Raw genomic sequence first — 15,787 nt, forward strand, 5'->3', positions numbered from 1 at the left:
AAGAGATGATCGTCGTCGAACGGATCGACCCCAATGGCGGGACGGCGCACCGGATCAGCATCCGGGGGCATGAGATCGTGGCCGACATGTCGGCGCCGGACGGGCATGATGCCGGGCCGGACCCGCATGACCTCTATGATACGGCGCTGGGCGCGTGCAAGGCGATGACGATGCTCTGGTATGCGCAGCGCAACGATATTCCGTTGGAGGCTATCCATGTCGGCGTGGTTCGCGATGCGAGTCAGGAGCGCAAGGGCGTCTACAAGCTGACCACGCGCATCGCCCTGACCGGCGACATGAGCGACGAGCAGCATGACAAGCTGATCGCGGTGGCGGCAAAATGCCCGGTCCACAAGCTGATGAGCGAAGTCGAGACGCAGATCGAGACGGTTGCCGTGCCGCGCGTTGGCGAACCGGAGCGGCCATGAGCGAGGAGGCGGTGATGGAACGCAGCGGACTGCCGCTGGCCAGCGCGTTCAACCTGCGCGATTTTGGCGGTTATCCAACCATGGGCGGCCGGCGGGTGCGCCGCGGCATGTTGTACCGGTCGGGCACGATGGCGCTGCTGACGCCGGAGGACAGCGCGCAATTACGGTCGCTGGGCATCCGGGCCATCTGCGATTTTCGCCGTCCGGGCGAGCGCAAGTCGGAACCGACCAGTTGGCATGACGCGAGCGTCGATTATTATTGCCGCGATTATAGCGGGGCGACCGGCGTGCTGATGGACCTGGTGCGCGAAGACCGGACGACCGCCGCGGACATGAAGGCGGCGATGCTGGCCGTCTATCATGAGATCGCGACCGACCACGCCGAGGCCTATGCCGCGATGTTCCGGCAGATGCTGGCCGGCCACCTGCCGATCCTGATCAACTGTTCGGCGGGCAAGGACCGCACCGGCGCGGGCGCGGCAATGGTGCTGGCGGCGTTGGGCGTATCGCGCGATGTCATCATCGAAGATTATCTGCTGACCAACAGCCATGCCGACTGGACATGGCGGCTGGCGCAGGGCGAGAACCATCTGAGCCGGCTGCAACAGGCCAGGGCCGATGTGGTGGAGCCGCTGCTGATCGCCGACGCGGCCTATCTGGAGGCGTTGTTCGCGCAGTTCGACGCGATGCATGGCGGCATCGATGGCTATTTGCGCGATGTGCTGGGCGTGGGTGCGGCCGAGCGGGTAGCGCTGCGCGAGGCCTTGCTGATTCCATGACCGAACGCTCCCCCATCGACGCCTTCAAGGATGTGCTGTCCGGCGCGGCGCGGGCGATGGCGCGCGACGCCGAGGTCGAGGTCGCCTTCACCGCCGATACGCCCCATGCCGTGGGCAAGGCGATCAAGGTGCCGACGCCCAGCCGCGCCCTCCCCGCCGATCAGGTGGCGCTGGCGCGCGGTTTCGCCGATGCGTCCGCGCTCAAGCTGCGCCATCATAACGCCCGGGTCCATGCCGCCTCCGCGCCGGGCGAGGCGGTCGCGCGCGCGGTGTTCGACGCGGTCGAGCAGGCACGGGTCGAAGCGATCGGCGCGCGGGCGATGGAGGGCGTGCGCGCCAACCTCAACCATGCGCTGGACCTGCGGCTGAAGTCCGATGCGATCCGCCGGGCGCGGTCGGCCGACGAGGTGCCGCTGTCCACTGCATTGGCGTTGAAGGTGCGCGAGCGGCTGACGGGCCAGGCCATCCCCAAGGATGTGGCGGCGGGCGTGGCGATGGTCGACCAGTGGATCGAGGACAAGGCGGGGTCCGACCTGGATGCCCTGACCATGGCGATCGACGACCAGCGCGCCTTCCAGAAGCTGACCACCGCGATGCTGGAGCATCTGCAACTGATCGACGCCGACGTGCCGCCCGACACGGACGAGCCCGAATCGCAAGACGAAAGCGAGGACGAGGAGGACCAGCAGGAGGAAGGCGACAGCGGTCAGGACGAGTCCGGCGACAGCGACATGAATGCCGAAGCGCGCGCCGAGGATCAGGGCGGCGACAGCGAAGAGGGCGAAACCGACTATAGCGACGAGTTCGACGCCGACAGCGACGAAGGCGCGGACGATATGGGCGAGGAAGGCATGATGCCGGTCCGCCCCAACCGGCCGATGTCCGACCTGCCGCCCGGTTTCGACTATAAGGCCTATACGCTGAAGTTCGACGAGGTCGTCAGCCCCGAAGAGCTGTGCGACGAGGATGAGCTGGTGCGGCTGCGCGGCTTCCTCGACCAACAACTGGTGAGTTTGCAGGGCGCGGTGACGAAGCTCGCCAACCGCTTGCAGCGGCGGTTGATGGCGCAACAGTCGCGGTCATGGGACTTCGACCAGGAAGAAGGGATGCTGGACGCGGCGCGGCTGGCGCGGATCGTGATCGATCCCACCCATTCGCTGTCCTACAAGATCGAGCGTGACACCGAATTTCGCGACACCGTGGTCACGCTGCTGATCGACAATAGCGGGTCGATGCGCGGGCGGCCGATCAGCATCGCGGCGATCAGCGCCGACATCATGGCGCGCACGCTGGAGCGGTGCGGGGTCAAGACAGAGATATTGGGCTTTACCACGCGGGCGTGGAAGGGCGGGCAGAGCCGCGAGGAATGGCTGGCGGCCGGGCGTCCGCCGATGCCGGGGCGGCTCAACGACCTGCGCCATATCGTCTACAAGAAGGCCGACGATCCGTGGCGGCGGGCGCGCAAGAATCTGGGCCTGATGATGCGCGAAGGGCTGCTGAAGGAGAATATCGACGGCGAGGCGCTGCTATGGGCGCATAGCCGGCTGATCGCGCGGCCCGAAGAGCGACGCATATTGATGGTGATCTCCGATGGCGCGCCGGTGGACGATTCCACCCTGTCGGTGAACAGCGGCACCTATCTGGAGCGGCATTTGCGCCAGGTGATCGACTGGATCGAGAATCGATCGCCGGTGCAACTGGTGGCGATCGGCATCGGCCATGACGTGACGCGTTACTACAGGCGGGCGGTGACGATCATGGACGCCGAACAACTGGGCGGGACCATGGTGGAGCAGCTCGCGGGTCTGTTCGACGAGGATTGAGCGATTGCTCGCCCTGAGCCCGTCGAGGGCGCGGGCTTCGAGGCTCATCCCGAACGGATGATATATTCAGGAAAGAGACTGACATGAGCGTCGCCTTCCGTCGCGAGAGCGATGACGAGCATATGGAGCCCAAGTTCGAATTGCCGATCCCGCCCGGCCCCAATTGGGTCACCGCGCGCGGACTGCGGCTGACGCGGGAGAAGGTCGAGGCGCTGGAAGCCGTCGATACCGCCGCAATGGAGGAAGAGGCCGCCAAGAAGCACAAGCGAGTGCTGCGCTACTGGCGCACGCGGCGGGCGACGGCGGAGTTGCAGGCTGCGCCCGGTGGCGACGCGGTCGCCTTCGGGACGCGGGTGACCTATCGCCTGAACCGGCAGGAAAGGACGGTGGCACTGGTCGGCGACGACGAGGCCGACCCCAATGAAGGGCGGATCAGCTTTTCCGCCCCGCTCGCCCGCGCGATGATGGATGCGGCGGTCGGCGAGAAGGTCGATTTCGCCGGTAAGAGCGAAGCGGTCGAGATCGTACAGATTGCGGTGGCCAGCGAGGCCTGATCCTTCGCTCCGGATATGAAAGAGCCCGCCGGTCTGCACCGGCGGGCTCTTTCATGGGCTTAAGGCGAATCAGACCCCGCGGGCAGCTTCGAACAGGAACCAGGCGCGCTGTTCGGCCTGGTCGGTCCAGTCGTCGACAATGCCCTCGGTCGCGTTGTCGCCCGCCTCGGTCGCGGCGGCCTTTACCGCGCGGAAGGTTTCGACCAGCGCCAGATTGTCGTCGCGCAATTCCTTGAGCATGTCTGCCGGGCCGACGAACTCGGCATCGTTATCCTTGACGGTCTGGCGCCGCGAAATATCGCCGATTGAGCGTAGCGTGACGTTGCCGGTCTTGCGCACGCGCTCGGCGATCAGGTCGGTCACGCCCAATATCTCGGTCGCCTGCTCGTCGAACATCAGATGATAGTCACGGAAATGCGGACCGGAGACGTGCCAGTGGAAATTCTTGGTCTTGAGATACAGCGCATAGCTGTCCGCCAGCGCGCCGTTGAGGGCGTCGGCCACCGACTTGGTCGCATTGCTCTTGAGGTCGGTCGGGGTCTTCAGATCGGGCGCGGTCATGCACTATCCTCCTGTTCGCGAAAATGATTTCGGATATATAATGATCCCGCGCCAAGTTGGTGCCATTTTTTCAGGCAGGAAATCCCGATCAGCCTGATGGAGTGGGTCGATCAGAGCAGCCCGGTTGCGACGAGCGCCATCATGGCCCCCGCCAGCAAGAGCAGAACGCCACCGGCCCAGCGGATCGCCCGCAGCGGCAGCATCGCCAGGATGCGATCGCGCAGCAGCACGACGGGAACCAGCGCGGCGATGACGCCGATGGTGCCGCCGATGCCGGCCAGCATCGGATCGGCGGTCCGGGTGGCGATCCCCAGGATCAGGAATTGCGGCCCGTCGCCAAAGCCCAGGATGAAGAGGCCGAGCGCGGTGGTCAGGAAAGCGCCGGTCGGCCAGCCGGCCAGCGGATCGGGCGCGGAGGGCCGCCAGAACAGGCCAGCGCCCAGGAACAGGACGGACAGCGCCATGAAGAGCAGCCGGGCGTCCGCGCCCAGCATCGGCCCGATCCACGCGCCGGCAAAGGCGGAGAGGGCGGCGTTGGCAGCGGCCGCGACGACGATGCCGGCGATGATCGCGCCGTTGCGATCGTAGCGGGCGGCGAGCGCGAGGACGAGCAACTGGCTCTTGTCGCCGATTTCGCCGAGCAGGCAGCCGAGCAATGCGATCAGCAGGGCGTCCATCGGCGGCGCGAATCAGGCGCGCAGGGTGTGGACGGTGGCGGACGGCATCGGCTGCGGGATCATCGCCACGATGTCGGCGACCGGCATGTCCTGCGCGATCGCATCGCGCATCAAGTCGAGATAGGACAGCACGATCGGACCGAGCCCGTGCAGCGACAAGGCCGATTCGAGCGTGCCCGCAAGCCCTTCCACGGCATCGAGCCGGAAGGCGCGGGCGATGTGGCGAATCTGGTCGAGTTCGTCATGCAGACGCAGCACCGACAGGTGGCCGCGCTGGTTCGCCAGCCCGTCGACCCGGCGCATCAGGTCCGCCAATATGGCCAGCATCGGATCATGTCGCATGGGAAAGCCCCCGTCTTGTCGCCCCGCCAACGATCATGCGCCCGATTGGTTAAAGGCGTGTAAAGCCTGTAGATCGCGGTGCGCGATGGGATGCCCAGCCTTGACATGAACCCGAATCTGCCCCATGGGCCACCGCTGAAACGGGGCGGTCCCCCTTCCACATCCGGGGGGCCGCTTTATCTTTTTACGCAATTACGACCAGGGAATAGGGCCATGGCCAAGCCGGCAACCGTCAAGATTCGTCTCGTCAGCACGGCTGACACTGGCTTCTTCTACGTCACGAAGAAGAACCCGCGCACCAAGACCGAGAAGTTCAGCTTCCGCAAATATGACCCCGTCGTGCGCAAGCATGTCGAGTTCAAGGAAGCCAAGATCAAGTAAACCGCTGCGGGCTTCCCGCCCGCGCGTTTGATCTTTCGGTTTTCGAACAGGAAAAGGCCCGTCCCCTTGTGGGAGCGGGCCTTTTCCTGTTGGTGCGGCAGGGACGATCTGCGGCGTAGCTTAGCAAAGGAAATGGGAGCGCCTTTCGGACGCCCCCACCCCAACCCCCTCCCCTGAAGGGGAGGGGCTTTTAATATGATGGCTAGTGGCCGACGGGCTGGCTGTCGGTGCGGCGCACGACGATGGTCGAGGAGCGCGGCTCCTGGCCCGACACCGGCCAGTCGCCGGTGGGATGCTGGATGTTCACGAAGAAGGTCTTGAGGTCCGGCGTATAGGCAAGGCCGGTGATCTCGCAGCCCTTCGGCCCGACCAGGAAGCGCGACGACTTCTTGGTGGTCTGGTCGATGTAGAACATCGCGTTCTGGCCGAAGATCTGCTCGATCGTGCGCGAGGAATCGCCCGACGAACCGGGAACGCTGTGGTCGGTCTGGACCCACAGGCGGCCCTTGGGATCGATGCGGATGCCGTCGGGGCTGGAGAAGGTATCGCCGTTGATATTGCCTTCCAGCTTGTCGCCGAAGCCGGCCAGGCTCGGATCACCCGCCAGCAGGAAGATTTCCCAGCTGAACTTCATGGCGAGCGGCGAATTGCCCTCTTCCTTGAACTTGATGATGTGGCCGTGGCGATTGCGCGTGCGCGGATTGGCGGCATCGACGACCGCGCGGCTGCTGTTGTTGGTCAGCGTCACGAAGACGGCGCTGTTGTCGGGCGCGACCGTGATCCATTCCGGACGGTCCATGACGGTGCCGCCGGCGACGCGGGCGGCCGAGATGGTGTTGATGAGGACATCCGCCTGGTTGCGGAAGTCGACGATCGCCGGGGTCTGCGGCCCCTGGCTGACGTTGCCCGGGTCCGAAGCGCCGACGACGAGGCCGTTCTGGCCCTGGACCAGCGCGCGCCATTCCCCGGTGCCGTCCGCGTTGAAGCGGGCGACATAGAGGGTGCCATGATCGAGCATGTCGCGGTTCTGGGCGCGGTTGCTGCTGCTGAAGGCGCGGTCGCAGACGAATTTGTAGATGCAGCCCGGCGTGCCGTCATGGCCCATATAGAAGGCGACGCGGCTGTTGCTGTCGGCCATATAGGCGGTGTTTTCATGGTCGAAACGGCCCAGTTCGGTGCGCTTGGTCGCGGCGTCCAGTTCCTGATAGGGATCGATTTCGACCACCCAGCCGTAATTTTCCTCCGGCTGCGACGGATCGAGATAATTGTCGGTCGTTTCCTCGCAGGTCAGATAGGTGCCCCAGGGGGTGCGGCCCGACGAGCAGTTGTTCAGCGTGCCCTTGATCGAGGTCGAGAGCAGGCCGGAGGCGCGGCCGCTGGCGCGATAGATGCTGTTGCCGGTGTAACGCTTGTTATATTTGGAGCCGGCCTTGACGCCCCACTTGCCGTCCGAGCCCTTGGCGATCTCGACGACGCCTACGCCCACGCCCGACAGGGCGATGGCGCGCTGTTCCGCCGTGGCGGTGACGGGATCGGGCTGGCCGTCCGCGAACAGGATGTTGAAGTCGGGCAGTTCGAAATTGATCGCCAGCAGGCCGCCGCTGTTCGCGTCGGTGCCGGACAGTTCATAATATTCCATGCCGTCATGGTTGCCGCCAGCCCATTTTTCGGCATCGGCCGCCGTCGGGAAGCTGCCCGAATAAGCCGTGCCGGTTTCGACCGAATCGCCGGCCTTAAGCAGGACGTCGACGGTATAGCCGGCGGGCACGGTCACGGTGTCGTTCATGTTGGCGGCGACGGGCGCGAAGCTGATGCCGTAGCTGGGCGCCGGGGTCGGCGTGGGGGTGGGGGTCGGCGTCGGCGTGCTCGAATCGTCATCATCGTCGCCGCATGCGGCCAGCGTACCCAGCATGGGCAGGATCGACAGGCCGAGCAGGCCGTTCTTCAGCACGGAGCGACGGCCCGGATTGGCGGCGATGATCGCCTCCAGGCTCTGGTCGCCCATATCGATGGTGGGCTGCGCGGCGCGAGACGGCGCGCGAGCCTCGTCGGTCAGATGAGACATGGATATCTACCCCTGTAGTGTTTGCAGGGCTGTCGGCGGAACGCCGCGCCCTTGGGGCAGCGAGGTGGCAGAGCGGAATGACGGCAGGACTTCGAAACGAAGTCACGCCAATGAAAAGGATATGACAGCGCGGTGACGAAGCTGTCGGAAACGTTACAGCAGGGCGTTAACCTGCTCGACGAAGCGCAGCACGGAGATCGGTTTCGACACATAGGCCTGGGCGCCGGCGGCGCGAATCCGGTCCTCGTCGCCATGCCCGGCATAGGCGGTGACCGCCATGATCGGGACCGCGGACAGCCGTTCGTCCGCCTTCAGCGAAACGATCAGGTCGAGACCGCTGACATGGGGCAGGTGGATGTCGGTGATGACGAGGTCGGGCAGGAAGGCCTGCGCCTGGGCCAGGACGTCGCGCCCGTCGCGCAGCGGCAGCACCTCATGCCCGTGCGCGCGCAGCAGGTCGCAAAAAAGTTTCAGATTGAGTTCGTTGTCCTCGACAACGAGCACGCGCTTTGCCACCAGTCACCCGCGGTCCGAAAATGCCTTTGGAGCGCGCCTATAGCGGCCCCCGCCCCGAGAACCAACCATGCGACCCGATACAGCGAATGGCAAGCAGGATAGCGGCCCGGATGCCGCAACCTTGGCGCTGATGGCGCTGGGATGGACGTTGAGCGACGTCGGACGGGCCGACCGGCTGCTGTCGCTGACCGGGCTGGATGCCGATGCGCTGCGCGCGGGAATCGACAATCCGGCGATCCTGGGCGCGGTGCTGGCCTTCCTGGCCGACCATGAGCCGGACCTGATCGCCTGCGCCGAGGCGATCGACACAACCCCCGCCGGGCTGATCACGGCGCAGGAGAGATTGAGCCGATGACCCGCCCGCTGATCATCACCGATTGCGACGAGGTGCTGCTGCACATGGTCGTGCCCTTCCGCCACTGGCTGGACGAGACGCATGACGTGCATTTCGACATGCATGAGCGCGGCTTTGGCGAGGCGCTGCGGCACAAGGACAGCGGCGCGGTGGTCGAGCGGGCGCTGGTATGGGAATTGCTGCTGGGCTTTTTCGAGACCGAGATGCACCGGCAGACGCCGATCGCGGGCGCGATCGAGACGATCCAGCGCCTGTCCCGTGTGGCAGACATCGTCGTGCTGACCAACATTACCGAGCGGCACCAGCAGCGGCGGGCCGAACAGCTGGCGTCGCATGGCCTGACCCTGCCGGTTCACTGGAACCAGGGCGGCAAGGGACCGCCGCTGGCCGCCATCGTGGCGGAGCGCCAACCTAGCGTCGCGCTGTTCATCGACGACCTGGCCGAACATCATAAGTCGGTCGCCGCCCATGCGCCGGGCGTGTGGCGGCTGCACATGGTCGGCGAACCGGAAATCGCCGCCAGCGTGGCGGACGCGACCCATGCCCATGCGCGGATCGACAGTTGGGCGGGCGCCGAACAGTGGATCACGCAGCGGCTGGCCGAAGGGCCAGCCCCCGTCGATATTGACGCAACCCAAGGAGTTAACCCATGAGCATCGAAGCCCGCCTGACCGAACTGGGCATCACCCTGCCCCAGGCCGCCGCACCCGTCGCCGCCTATGTCGCCGCGGTCGAGGCGAACGGACTGTTGCACATTTCCGGCCAGATCTCGCTGGCGCCCGACGGCCTGATGACCGGCCGGCTGGGCGAGGACAAGGAACTGGACTATGGCGTCGCCGCGGCGCGGGTGTGCGGCCTCAACCTCATCGCCCAGATGAAGGCGGCGCTGGGATCGCTCGACCGGGTCGAGCGGATCGTGAAGCTGGGCGCCTTCATCAGCAGCGCGCCAGGCTTCACCGACCAGCCCAAGGTCGCCAATGGCGCGTCCGAACTGATGGTCGAGGTGTTCGGCGAGGCGGGCAAGCACGCGCGCAGCGCGGTCGGCGTGCCGGTGCTGCCGCTGGGCGCGGTGGTCGAAATCGATGCGATCGTGCTTGTCAAAGCGCAGGCCTGATTTTCCGACCGATCGCCCCTTCGCCCATCGCGGATGGCATGGCGAGGGGATGAGCGAGAATGGGATGGCGGCGTTCGACGCCGCCATCGCCGCGGGATATGGCATCGAATGCGACGTCCGGGTGAGCCGGGATGGCGTCGCCTTCGTCTTTCACGACGCGATATTGACGCGGATGGCGGGCCGCGACGAAGCGGTCGCGGCGCTCGACGCCGTGGCGCTTGACGGCGTCCCCCTGCCCGATGGCGGCGCGATCCCGCGCCTGTCGGCGCTGCTGGCGCGATGTGGCGGACGGGTCCCGTTGCTGGTCGAGATCAAGGCGGAGGGGCGGCATGTCCGGTCCGTCTGCGCAGCGGTGGCCCACGACCTTAGCCGCTGGCCCGATGCGCCGGTGGCGGTCATGTCGTTCAATCCATGGGCGATGCGCTGGTTCGTGAAACAGCAAGTTGGACAGGTGCGCGGCCTTGTCGTGACGCAGCAGGGCAAGGGACGGCTTTGCGGCGCGATCGAACGCGCCCTTGCGCTTTGGCTGTCGAAACCCGATTTTCTGGCTTGTGACATTCGCGACCTGCCATCCCGCCTGTCCCGCCGCGCCCGCGCCGGGAGACTGCCCGTGCTGACATGGACCGTGCGCAGCGATGCCGAGCGGGCGCGGGGCGCGGCTGAGGCCGACCAGATCATCTTCGAGGTGCGCCATGACTGATAGGGTGGCGCGGATCGGATCGGGGGTCGCGGACTTTGATCGCGACCAGTGGAATGCCTGCGCCGGCATAGATAACCCGTTCATATCTTGGGATTTTTTGGTCGCGCTGGAGCGATCCGGCAGCGTCGGTGAGGGGACCGGCTGGCAACCGTTGCCGATCGTAATCGAGAGCTCGGACGGCCGCATCGCGGCGGCCGCGCCCGCCTATGGCAAGAGCCACAGCCAGGGCGAATATGTGTTCGACCATAGCTGGGCCGACGCCTGGGAACGGGCGGACGGGCGCTATTATCCCAAGATCCAGATCGCCGCGCCCTTTTCTCCCGTGCCCGGCCCGAGATTATTGCTGCGGGACACGGCCTATGCCCCCGCCCTGATCGCGGGGATCGAGACGCTGGTGGAACGCAATAGCCTGTCGTCGGCCCATGCGACCTTCATCGCGCCCGAGCAGGTGCCGCTGTTCGAGGCGGCGGGCTGGCTGATCCGGGAGGACAGCCAGTTCCACTGGACCAATCGCGGCTATGACGGCTTTGCTGATTTCCTGGCCGACCTGTCGAGCGAGAAGCGCAAGAATATCCGCAAGGAACGCGCGCGCGCGATCGAGGGGCTGGAGATCGTTCATCTGAGCGGCGGCGACCTGACCGAGAGGCATTGGGATATTTTCTGGCGCTTCTACCAGGATACCGGTGCGCGCAAATGGGGGCAGCCCTATCTGACCCGCGCCTTCTTCTCGATTCTGGGCGAGACGATGGCGGAGAAGATACTGCTGATCCTGGCGCTGCGCGACGGGCAGCCGATCGCGGGCGCGCTCAACCTGATCGGCGGCGATACGCTCTATGGCCGCTATTGGGGCTGCACGCAGGACGTGCCCAACCTGCATTTCGAACTCTGCTATTATCAGGCGATCGACGCAGCGATCGCGCGTGGGCTCCATAAGGTGGAGGCGGGCGCACAGGGCGGGCACAAGCTGGCGCGGGGCTATGCGCCCGAACCGACCTTTTCCGCCCACTATATTCCCAATGCGGGCTTCCGCCGGGCTATCGCTGATTTCCTGACGGCCGAACGCGCGGGCGTGCGGCAGGACCGGATGTGGCTGGCCGAACGAACTCCGTTCAGAAAAAGCGACTGATCAGGCGGCGCGCAACTGGCTCGCGGCGATGACGGCGCGGGCCTGGCGCTGCGCCTCGGCGATTTCGCGTGCGGTCATTTCCTCGGCGATTTCGGCGCGCATCGACTGGCCCTGCTCGCTGCCGCGCAGCGCCGCCAGGTTGAACCATTTATGCGCTTCGACCAGATCGATCGGCAGGTCGCCGGTGCCGCAGCTATAGGCCACGCCCAGATCGAAACAGTCTTCCGCCGATCCATATGCCCCCCGCGACAGACGGGCTTCCATTAGAAATTCTGCGCTCTTGATGCTGTTGCCCATGTGATTTCCCCTGTTCCCAATCTAACTCAATGGATCTGGCCCCCCTTTTCCACGAACAGCAGGTTGGACCGGGAAGCGATAAAAAATGGTTAACGCGATTTTCGCCATATCGGCGCGGTCGTAAGGTAATCGGAACGCGGCCAGGGTTAACGCTCCCGCGAACTTCTTACGATCAGTGGCGGATTGGGACTGGCATCATCGGGCCGATGCCCGCATAGCCCCCGGCATGAGTCCAGCCTCCCCTGCTTCGCCCGTCCCAGCGCGCAAGGACATCCAGTTCCGCGAATTCGTGCTGCTATGCGCCTGCCTGATGGCGATGAACGCATTGTCGATCGACCCGATGCTGCCGGCGCTGCCGGAAATCGGCCGTGACCTCGCCATTCCGCATCCCAATGACCGGCAGCTGATCATCAGCGTCTATTTCCTCGGGCTGGGGTTCGGGTCTCTGCTGTTCGGCGTCTTGTCCGACCGCTATGGGCGCAAACGCGTACTCGGATGGGCGATGGCGCTGTTCATCCTGTCTTCGGTCGCCTGCGCCAGCGCGCAGAGCTTCACCATGATGCTGGCGGGCCGGGCCTGCGCCGGCTTTTTCGCCGGGGCGAGCCGGGTGATCACGGTGGGCATCGTGCGCGACCGGTTCAAGGGCGACGCGATGGCGCGGGTGATGTCGCTGATCTTCGCGGTATTCATGCTGATCCCGGTAATGGCGCCCAGCTTCGGCCAGGCGGTGCTGTGGATCGCACCGTGGCGCTGGATTTTCTGGGCGCTGGTGATCCTGGCCAGCCTGATCCTGATCTGGATGACGGTGCGCCTGCCCGAAACGCTGCATCCGGAAAACCGGATGCGGATCACGGTGCGATCGCTGATGCAGACGGTCGGCATGGTGATGCGCACGCGCAGCTCGATCGGCTATATGCTGGCGAGCGGCGTGGTGATGGGCGGCCTGATCGGATTCATCCTGTCGGTGCAGCAGATTTTCTTCGACGTGTTCCATGCCCAGCATATCTTTCCGATCGCCTTTGCCGCGATCGCCGGGTGCATGGGCATCGGCAGCCTGATCAACAGCCGGCTGGTGCAGCGCTTCGGCGCGCGGCGGATGAGCCAGAGCGCGCTGATCGCCTTCATCCTGATCGCCGCGGTCCATCTGGCGGTGATCCTGGCCGGCATGGAAACGCTGACCACCTTCATGGTACTGCAGGCCATGACGATGATGACTGTCGCCTTCACCGCGTCCAATTTCAGCGCGATTTCGATGGAACCGTTCCACCGGGGGGCGGGCGTCGCCTCCTCCTTCCAGGCGTTCCTGACGACGGCACTGTCGAGCACACTGGGCAGCATCGTCGGCCGCGCCTTCGACGGCACCACCCTGCCCTTCACCACCGGATTGCTGGTGTTCGGCATCGGGTCTTTCCTGATCGTGATCTGGGCCGAACGCGGCAAGCTGTTCACCCGCCCCCATCATGGCGCCCTGCGCGAGGCGGAAATCGACTTCCATTAATCGGCGTTGACGCCGGCAAGAAAAAGGGGCGGAAAACCGCCCCTTTTTTTTCGTGCTTGATCGTCCGCGATCAGGCGTCCTTGCCGCCCGGCGTATGCGCGCCGGGGAGCGGCGGCACCGGCTGGGGCGGGACGTCGGCGTCATCCTCCGCAACGTCCACTACGCCACGGCCGACATGGCTGCGGCTGCGGCTGTAGCCGAAATAGACCAGCAGGCCGATCGCCGCCCAGCCGACGAACATCAGCTTGGTTTCGACGCCCAGACTCCAGAAGAGATAGAGACAGCCCAGGATCGCAATCGGCGCGGTCACCATGATCGCGGGGGTGCGGAACGGGCGGGCACGGTTCGGATCGGTCTTGCGCAGTTGCATCACCGCGATCGACACGGCGGCGAAGGCGAAGAGTGTACCCGAGTTGGAGATGTCCGCCAGGATGCCGACCGGGAAGAAGGCGGCGAACAGCGCGACGAAGATGCCGGTCAGGATGGTGATGACATGCGGCGTCTTGTAGGTCGGATGGACCTTCGAGAAGACCGCGGGCAGCAGGCCGTCGCGGCTCATGACGAAGAAGATGCGGGTCTGGCCGAACATCATCATCAGGATGACCGAAGGCAGCGCCAGGCCGGCGGCGAGGCCGAGCAGGTTGCCGATCTGGGGCCAGCCGATTTCGCGCAGGGTCCAGGCCAGCGCTTCCTTCGAGCAGGTGACGGCTTCGGTGCCGGCGGCGGCGAGCGCGGCGCATTGCTGCGACAGAGCGGCCGAACCGGGGGCCAGTATTTCGCCACCCGGACCCGCAACCGGTTGCGCGCCGACGGTGCCGATGACGCCGGCGGCGACCAGCATGTAGAAGATGGTACAGATGCCGAGCGAGCCGATCAGGCCGATCGGCATGTTGCGCTGCGGATTCTTGGTTTCCTCAGCGGCGGTGGAGACGGCGTCGAAGCCGACATAGGCGAAGAAGATCGAGGCGGCGGCCGCCGAAATGCCCGAGAAGCCGAGCGGGGCGAAGGGGGTGAATTTGTCCATGTTGATGACCGGCAGGGCCAGGACGATGAAAAGGGTCAGCGCGGCGACCTTGATGAGCACCAGCACGGCGTTGACGGTCGCGCTTTCCTTCGTGCCGATGACCAGCAGCCAGGTGACCAGCGATGCGATCAACATTGCGGGCAGGTTGACCATGCCGCCGTCGAACGGACCGCGGGTCAGCAGGTCGGGTATGTCCATATGGAAAGTATGTTCGATGAGGCCCACGACGTAGCCGGACCAGCCGACCGATACCGCACCGGCCGCGACCGCATATTCCAGGATCAGCGCCCAGCCCACCATCCAGGCGATGAGTTCGCCCATCACGGCGTAGCTATAGGTATAGGCCGAACCCGACACCGGGACCATGGCGGCCATTTCGGCGTAGCAGAGCGCCGCGACCGCGCAGACGAAGCCGGCGATGACGAAGGAGAGCATCATGCCCGGCCCCGCCTTTTGCGCGGCCTCCGCCGTCAGCACGAAGATGCCGGTGCCGATGACGGCGCCGATACCCAACATGGTCAGCTGGAATGCGCCCAGCGACCGGTGCAGCGATTTCTTCTCGGCCGTCGCCAATATGGCGTCGAGAGGCTTAACGCGCCCGAAAATCATGGATGATGCCCTTTACACTCATTTGTTCTGCTCGGGCGGCGTGCGCCGCCCCCGTTGAGCTATGGACGGGAGACTATCGCCTAATCCGCCGCGCGCAAGTATGTTGCGTGCGTGCGACATGCTCGTCCATGAGTGACGGATAGCGACATGGACCTGACAAGGAACTGACCTGATGATCGAATTGCTGCGCGCGCCGGGCCTGGAAGCTGTGCCCCATGGTTTTGCCGGGCGGCGTGGCGGCGTGTCGACCGGGGTCCATGCGGGGCTTAATGTCGGCCTGGGATCGGCGGACGATCGCGACGCAGTGCTGCGCAATCGCGACCTGGCGCGTGACGCGCTGCTGCCCGGTGCGACGCTGGTGACGGTGCGGCAGGTCCATTCGCCCGACGTCGTGACGGTGACCGCGCCGATCGCAGAGGGCGAACGACCGGGCGCCGACGCGCTGGTGACGGACCGGCCGGGGCTGGTGCTGGGGATATTGACCGCCGACTGCGTGCCGGTGCTGTTCGCCGATGCGACGGCGGGCGTGGTGGGCGCGGCCCATGCGGGGTGGAAGGGCGCGATCGGAGGCGTCACGGACCGCACGATCGACGCAATGGTGGCGCTGGGGGCCGATCCAGCGCGAATCGCCTGCGCCATCGGGCCGTGCATCGGTCGCGTCTCCTATGAGGTGGGCGACGACTTCGCAGTGCGCTTCGCCAAGGAGGACGCGGCCAATGAGCGCTTCTTCACGCCGGGGCGCGCGGGCCATTGCCAGTTCGATATCGCCGCCTATGTCGCGGCGCGGCTGGCGGGGGCTGGCGTGGCGCGGATCGCGATGCTGGACGAGGACACCTATAGCCAGCCCGACCGATTCTACAGTTACCGCCGGTCCTGCCATCGGGGCGAGAGCGATTATGGGCGGCAGATTTCGATGATCGCCCTGCCGGGCTGACACA

The 15,787-nt window shown here is 65.6% G+C and carries 19 protein-coding genes; 12 read left to right on the forward strand and 7 right to left on the reverse strand.

Going from position 1 to position 15,787, the window contains the following annotated elements; translation table 11 throughout:
- The first annotated feature begins 5 nt into the window (after positions 1 to 5).
- The 4 genes from K9B33_RS09185 to K9B33_RS09200 all read left to right on the forward strand — a co-directional run bounded on the left by K9B33_RS09185 (position 6) and on the right by K9B33_RS09200 (position 3,584).
- A complete protein-coding gene (locus K9B33_RS09185) occupies positions 6 to 428 on the forward strand; it encodes an OsmC family protein (RefSeq protein ID WP_224548252.1) in 423 nt (140 codons plus the stop codon).
- Positions 425 to 1,207 (forward strand): tyrosine-protein phosphatase, encoded by a 783-nt coding sequence (locus K9B33_RS09190; RefSeq protein WP_224548254.1) that lies wholly within the window; start codon positions 425 to 427, stop codon positions 1,205 to 1,207. The genes K9B33_RS09185 and K9B33_RS09190 overlap by 4 nt, the downstream gene beginning before the upstream one ends.
- Positions 1,204 to 3,030, forward strand: coding sequence for a cobaltochelatase subunit CobT (cobT, locus tag K9B33_RS09195; protein ID WP_224548255.1), 1,827 nt, complete (start codon positions 1,204 to 1,206; stop codon positions 3,028 to 3,030). Before K9B33_RS09190 ends, cobT begins: the two co-directional genes overlap by 4 nt.
- 83 nt (positions 3,031 to 3,113) lie before the next feature.
- Positions 3,114 to 3,584, forward strand: coding sequence for a GreA/GreB family elongation factor (locus K9B33_RS09200; RefSeq protein ID WP_224548256.1), 471 nt, complete (start codon positions 3,114 to 3,116; stop codon positions 3,582 to 3,584).
- 69 nt (positions 3,585 to 3,653) lie between these two features.
- Here the strand turns inward: K9B33_RS09200 and K9B33_RS09205 are convergent, their stop codons facing one another.
- From K9B33_RS09205 to K9B33_RS09215, 3 genes are all read right to left on the reverse strand, one after another.
- Entirely contained in the window at positions 3,654 to 4,145 is a 492-nt protein-coding gene (locus tag K9B33_RS09205; RefSeq protein WP_224548257.1) for a Dps family protein, read from the reverse strand.
- 110 nt (positions 4,146 to 4,255) lie between these two features.
- Positions 4,256 to 4,822, reverse strand: a complete 567-nt coding sequence (locus K9B33_RS09210; RefSeq protein WP_224548258.1) for a TMEM165/GDT1 family protein — start codon at positions 4,820 to 4,822, stop codon at positions 4,256 to 4,258.
- A gap of 12 nt (positions 4,823 to 4,834) precedes the next feature.
- Positions 4,835 to 5,164, reverse strand: a complete 330-nt coding sequence (locus K9B33_RS09215) for a hypothetical protein (RefSeq protein ID WP_224548259.1) — start codon at positions 5,162 to 5,164, stop codon at positions 4,835 to 4,837.
- A gap of 213 nt (positions 5,165 to 5,377) precedes the next feature.
- On the opposite strand from K9B33_RS09215, the gene rpmG reads away from it, so the two are divergent.
- The gene (rpmG, locus tag K9B33_RS09220) at positions 5,378 to 5,545 is read left to right on the forward strand and encodes a 50S ribosomal protein L33 (RefSeq protein WP_066599119.1); all 168 of its coding nucleotides are present in this window, start codon (positions 5,378 to 5,380) and stop codon (positions 5,543 to 5,545) included.
- A 202-nt stretch (positions 5,546 to 5,747) separates the two neighbouring features.
- On the opposite strand, the gene K9B33_RS09225 is transcribed toward rpmG, so the two are convergent.
- Both K9B33_RS09225 and K9B33_RS09230 read right to left on the reverse strand, forming a co-directional pair.
- Entirely contained in the window at positions 5,748 to 7,610 is a 1,863-nt protein-coding gene (locus K9B33_RS09225) for a PhoX family protein (RefSeq protein ID WP_224548260.1), read from the reverse strand.
- Positions 7,611 to 7,763: 153 nt separating this feature from the next.
- Positions 7,764 to 8,126 (reverse strand): response regulator, encoded by a 363-nt coding sequence (locus K9B33_RS09230; protein WP_224548261.1) that lies wholly within the window; start codon positions 8,124 to 8,126, stop codon positions 7,764 to 7,766.
- A 67-nt stretch (positions 8,127 to 8,193) separates the two neighbouring features.
- Here K9B33_RS09230 and K9B33_RS09235 point away from each other — a divergent pair, with 67 nt between their 5' ends.
- From K9B33_RS09235 to K9B33_RS09255, 5 genes are read left to right on the forward strand one after another with little or no spacing between them, the layout of a single operon-like run.
- The gene (locus K9B33_RS09235; RefSeq protein ID WP_224548262.1) at positions 8,194 to 8,481 is read left to right on the forward strand and encodes a DUF3572 domain-containing protein; all 288 of its coding nucleotides are present in this window, start codon (positions 8,194 to 8,196) and stop codon (positions 8,479 to 8,481) included.
- Complete coding sequence (locus tag K9B33_RS09240; RefSeq protein WP_224548263.1) at positions 8,478 to 9,134, forward strand: DUF2608 domain-containing protein; 657 nt, start codon at positions 8,478 to 8,480, stop codon at positions 9,132 to 9,134. Before K9B33_RS09235 ends, K9B33_RS09240 begins: the two co-directional genes overlap by 4 nt.
- Complete coding sequence (locus tag K9B33_RS09245; RefSeq protein ID WP_224548264.1) at positions 9,131 to 9,595, forward strand: RidA family protein; 465 nt, start codon at positions 9,131 to 9,133, stop codon at positions 9,593 to 9,595. The genes K9B33_RS09240 and K9B33_RS09245 overlap by 4 nt, the downstream gene beginning before the upstream one ends.
- A 49-nt stretch (positions 9,596 to 9,644) precedes the next feature.
- Positions 9,645 to 10,295 carry a glycerophosphodiester phosphodiesterase family protein gene (locus tag K9B33_RS09250; protein ID WP_411973998.1) on the forward strand — a complete coding sequence of 217 codons (651 nt, stop codon included), beginning with the start codon at positions 9,645 to 9,647 and terminating at the stop codon, positions 10,293 to 10,295.
- Complete coding sequence (locus K9B33_RS09255) at positions 10,288 to 11,421, forward strand: GNAT family N-acetyltransferase (protein WP_224548266.1); 1,134 nt, start codon at positions 10,288 to 10,290, stop codon at positions 11,419 to 11,421. Before K9B33_RS09250 ends, K9B33_RS09255 begins: the two co-directional genes overlap by 8 nt.
- On the opposite strand, the gene K9B33_RS09260 is transcribed toward K9B33_RS09255, so the two are convergent.
- Positions 11,422 to 11,718 (reverse strand): hypothetical protein, encoded by a 297-nt coding sequence (locus K9B33_RS09260; protein ID WP_224548267.1) that lies wholly within the window; start codon positions 11,716 to 11,718, stop codon positions 11,422 to 11,424.
- A gap of 226 nt (positions 11,719 to 11,944) precedes the next feature.
- On the opposite strand from K9B33_RS09260, the gene K9B33_RS09265 reads away from it, so the two are divergent.
- On the forward strand, positions 11,945 to 13,216 hold the full coding sequence (locus tag K9B33_RS09265; protein WP_224548268.1) for a multidrug effflux MFS transporter: 1,272 nt from the start codon (positions 11,945 to 11,947) through the stop codon (positions 13,214 to 13,216).
- A 70-nt stretch (positions 13,217 to 13,286) separates the two neighbouring features.
- Here the strand turns inward: K9B33_RS09265 and K9B33_RS09270 are convergent, their stop codons facing one another.
- Positions 13,287 to 14,849, reverse strand: a complete 1,563-nt coding sequence (locus K9B33_RS09270) for an amino acid permease (protein ID WP_224548269.1) — start codon at positions 14,847 to 14,849, stop codon at positions 13,287 to 13,289.
- A 172-nt stretch (positions 14,850 to 15,021) separates the two neighbouring features.
- Between K9B33_RS09270 and pgeF the strand changes: the two genes are divergently transcribed.
- Entirely contained in the window at positions 15,022 to 15,783 is a 762-nt protein-coding gene (pgeF, locus tag K9B33_RS09275; RefSeq protein WP_224548270.1) for a peptidoglycan editing factor PgeF, read from the forward strand.
- Positions 15,784 to 15,787 lie beyond the last annotated feature (4 nt).

Origin of the sequence: Sphingobium sp. 3R8, assembly GCF_020166615.1 — a bacterium.
Taxonomy (GTDB): domain Bacteria; phylum Pseudomonadota; class Alphaproteobacteria; order Sphingomonadales; family Sphingomonadaceae; genus Sphingobium; species Sphingobium bisphenolicum.

Excerpts from the sequence above, each read along its gene's own strand:
- K9B33_RS09260 (WP_224548267.1), bottom strand. The coding sequence starts at position 11,718 with ATGGGCAACAGCATCAAGAGCGCAGAATTTCTAATGGAAGCCCGTCTG.
- pgeF (WP_224548270.1), top strand. The coding sequence starts at position 15,022 with ATGATCGAATTGCTGCGCGCGCCGGGCCTGGAAGCTGTGCCCCATGGT.
- K9B33_RS09200 (WP_224548256.1), top strand. The coding sequence starts at position 3,114 with ATGAGCGTCGCCTTCCGTCGCGAGAGCGATGACGAGCATATGGAGCCC.
- K9B33_RS09185 (WP_224548252.1), top strand. The coding sequence starts at position 6 with ATGATCGTCGTCGAACGGATCGACCCCAATGGCGGGACGGCGCACCGG.
- K9B33_RS09250 (WP_411973998.1), top strand. The coding sequence starts at position 9,645 with ATGAGCGAGAATGGGATGGCGGCGTTCGACGCCGCCATCGCCGCGGGA.
- K9B33_RS09235 (WP_224548262.1), top strand. The coding sequence starts at position 8,194 with ATGCGACCCGATACAGCGAATGGCAAGCAGGATAGCGGCCCGGATGCC.
- K9B33_RS09210 (WP_224548258.1), bottom strand. The coding sequence starts at position 4,822 with ATGGACGCCCTGCTGATCGCATTGCTCGGCTGCCTGCTCGGCGAAATC.
- K9B33_RS09225 (WP_224548260.1), bottom strand. The coding sequence starts at position 7,610 with ATGTCTCATCTGACCGACGAGGCTCGCGCGCCGTCTCGCGCCGCGCAG.
- K9B33_RS09190 (WP_224548254.1), top strand. The coding sequence starts at position 425 with ATGAGCGAGGAGGCGGTGATGGAACGCAGCGGACTGCCGCTGGCCAGC.
- rpmG (WP_066599119.1), top strand. The coding sequence starts at position 5,378 with ATGGCCAAGCCGGCAACCGTCAAGATTCGTCTCGTCAGCACGGCTGAC.
- K9B33_RS09215 (WP_224548259.1), bottom strand. The coding sequence starts at position 5,164 with ATGCGACATGATCCGATGCTGGCCATATTGGCGGACCTGATGCGCCGG.
- K9B33_RS09240 (WP_224548263.1), top strand. The coding sequence starts at position 8,478 with ATGACCCGCCCGCTGATCATCACCGATTGCGACGAGGTGCTGCTGCAC.
- cobT (WP_224548255.1), top strand. The coding sequence starts at position 1,204 with ATGACCGAACGCTCCCCCATCGACGCCTTCAAGGATGTGCTGTCCGGC.
- K9B33_RS09205 (WP_224548257.1), bottom strand. The coding sequence starts at position 4,145 with ATGACCGCGCCCGATCTGAAGACCCCGACCGACCTCAAGAGCAATGCG.
- K9B33_RS09270 (WP_224548269.1), bottom strand. The coding sequence starts at position 14,849 with ATGATTTTCGGGCGCGTTAAGCCTCTCGACGCCATATTGGCGACGGCC.
- K9B33_RS09255 (WP_224548266.1), top strand. The coding sequence starts at position 10,288 with ATGACTGATAGGGTGGCGCGGATCGGATCGGGGGTCGCGGACTTTGAT.
- K9B33_RS09245 (WP_224548264.1), top strand. The coding sequence starts at position 9,131 with ATGAGCATCGAAGCCCGCCTGACCGAACTGGGCATCACCCTGCCCCAG.
- K9B33_RS09265 (WP_224548268.1), top strand. The coding sequence starts at position 11,945 with ATGAGTCCAGCCTCCCCTGCTTCGCCCGTCCCAGCGCGCAAGGACATC.